Genomic DNA, 2,045 nt, shown 5'->3' with positions numbered 1-2,045 from the left:
CTTGGAGGCTTTCGGACGCCGGCCGCCCGAATGTGCCGCGCCGTCAATCATGCGGCCGGCATCCGAAACCCTTCACAAAATGCGAAGAACTCAGCGTGAGCAAATTTAGTCCGCCTTGCCATACCAAACGGACCTCAACGAAACGCTCCGCTACTTTGCGGACGGTCCAAGCGGTGACATCTGAACCGTCAACTATGGCCGTCTCAACTGGATGATGTTGCATGAGCTGGTCGGATGCGGTGGCGGCGCTTCTCGGACCTGCGCACGGTAAGCCTTGTCGAAATAGTCCAAGGCGAGGATATGCATGGCTCTCGCTTTTTCAGAGTCGGGTTCTGACAATGCCATCCGGGACGCAATTTCGGCTTGCTTCAAATAGTACTCAGTGGTCGGCACGATGATTCCCCCTGCAACGCCCCCCTAACGCCCCAAATTGCAACTTGTTCCCGCGATAAATTTCCGCGCGGCGGGCTTACCTATAGCGCGAGCAGTCTTAGGGAGGCGTCGGCAGAACAGTACGGAAGTGGCCTGAAAGCAATTAAGACTTTGTGGAGATGCCCCGGTTCGGGGGCGCGTCTTTGCTGCTTTTTCCCAAATTCGGTTACGAGCTCTTAGTCGATTTCATACTAGGAGGTACGAAGACGATCTGAGTACCGGCAATGACAAAAGAAACGGAACAAGAGGGACGACGCGTCACCTTCGAGCATGCGCTCCCCGCGCATATGATGGCTATCGACGGCACTTGGCGGCGGTCATGCACCATCAAGGATGTGTCAGAAGCCAACGCAACACTTCAAGTTGAAACCTCAATCGAAGGCTTGGCTCTGTCCGAGTTCTTCTTGCTGCTGCCCTGCACGGGCCTAGCCTATCGTCGCTGTCAGCTCGACCGCGTCAACGGCGAGGAGATTTCGGTGAGTTTCCTGCGGCAGAAAGCAAAGGGAAACAAGAAACGGGCGCCATCGACTGGGCCAACATAATCTTCTGTTCCGTTGCGGAACTTTTTCCTTCTGTCCACTTTGTCACGTCCGGGCAGAGTGCGAGTGGAAGGGGGAGTTCGTGGAATTACCGACTATACTTGTCGTCGAGGACGATGAAGCAGTTCAAGGTGTGGTCGCGGACGTGTTGAACGAGGGCGGCTTCGAGCCAGCTACTGCGCGAACGGGTGAGGAAGCGGTTACTCTGCTGAAGGGGGGTCAGACCAACTACAGCGCCCTCGTCACAGATATCAATTTGCTAGGTCGGTTTAATGGTTGGGACGTCGCTCGCGCCGCCCGCGAAGTCGATCCGAATTTCCCGGTGGTGTACATGACAGGCGCTGCGGCGGACGAGTGGGCCATCCAAGGCGTTCCGAACAGCATCCTTCTTCGAAAGCCCTTTGCGCCCGCGCAAATCGTAACAGCCGTCTCGCAGCTTTTGAATGTCGGCTCAATGCCGGTGTCCGGCAACTGAGAGCCCACCGTGGACCGTCCAGCATCGATACTCCTGGTCGAAGATGAAGCGATAATTCGCATGATGCTCGTCGAGATGATCGAGGAGCTTGGACATAAGGTTGTCGTCGAAGCGGGGCATCTGGATCAGGCGCGATCGTTCGCTGAAACCGAGCAATACGATTTTGCCATTCTCGACATCAATTTGCAGGGCTTCAATGTTCAACCAGTTGCCGAGGCGATTGCGGCCCGGGGACGCCCGTTCTTTTTTCTGAGCGGTTATGGTTCGGGTGGCGTGCCGGAGCAATTCAAGGACAGACCCGTGTTGCATAAGCCCTGCGCGATCGAAATGCTAAACCGGACCATCGACGCGATCTGGTCGAACCGGCAGCCTGATAAGGATCAAGACTAAGGCGGCGAAGCGTCGTAAATGCATCGAGCCCAGAGGCGGCTTGCCGCCCAAGCCGTTGCGGGCACGGGGCTCGGTGTGGTTTCACGCCGGGCCTCGATTCTGTCTGCTACTCGGCCCGCGCAAGCACTGGTGGTCCGCTAGACTGTATGTCCCCCCACAAAATGAGGCGACTCACCCTCGATGTTGCGACGAGGGTTGCCCGGATGGAC

At 57.0% G+C, this 2,045-nt stretch carries 3 protein-coding genes; all 3 read left to right on the top strand.

Annotated elements, in window-relative coordinates:
* Positions 1-656 precede the first annotated feature (656 nt).
* Complete coding sequence (locus tag AC0L23_RS39840; protein ID WP_473358406.1) at positions 657-974, top strand: hypothetical protein; 318 nt, start codon at positions 657-659, stop codon at positions 972-974.
* Between the two features lie 79 nt (positions 975-1,053).
* On the top strand, positions 1,054-1,446 hold the full coding sequence (locus tag AC0L23_RS39835) for a response regulator (protein ID WP_473299314.1): 393 nt from the start codon (positions 1,054-1,056) through the stop codon (positions 1,444-1,446).
* Positions 1,447-1,455: 9 nt separating this feature from the next.
* A complete protein-coding gene (locus tag AC0L23_RS39830) occupies positions 1,456-1,836 on the top strand; it encodes a response regulator (protein WP_473358405.1) in 381 nt (126 codons plus the stop codon).
* Positions 1,837-2,045: the final 209 nt, after the last annotated feature.

The organism is Bradyrhizobium sp. MI1.4 (assembly GCF_055811315.1).
The sequence above is the reverse complement of the archived record's forward strand: the minus strand, read 5'-3'. Positions and strand labels throughout refer to the sequence as shown.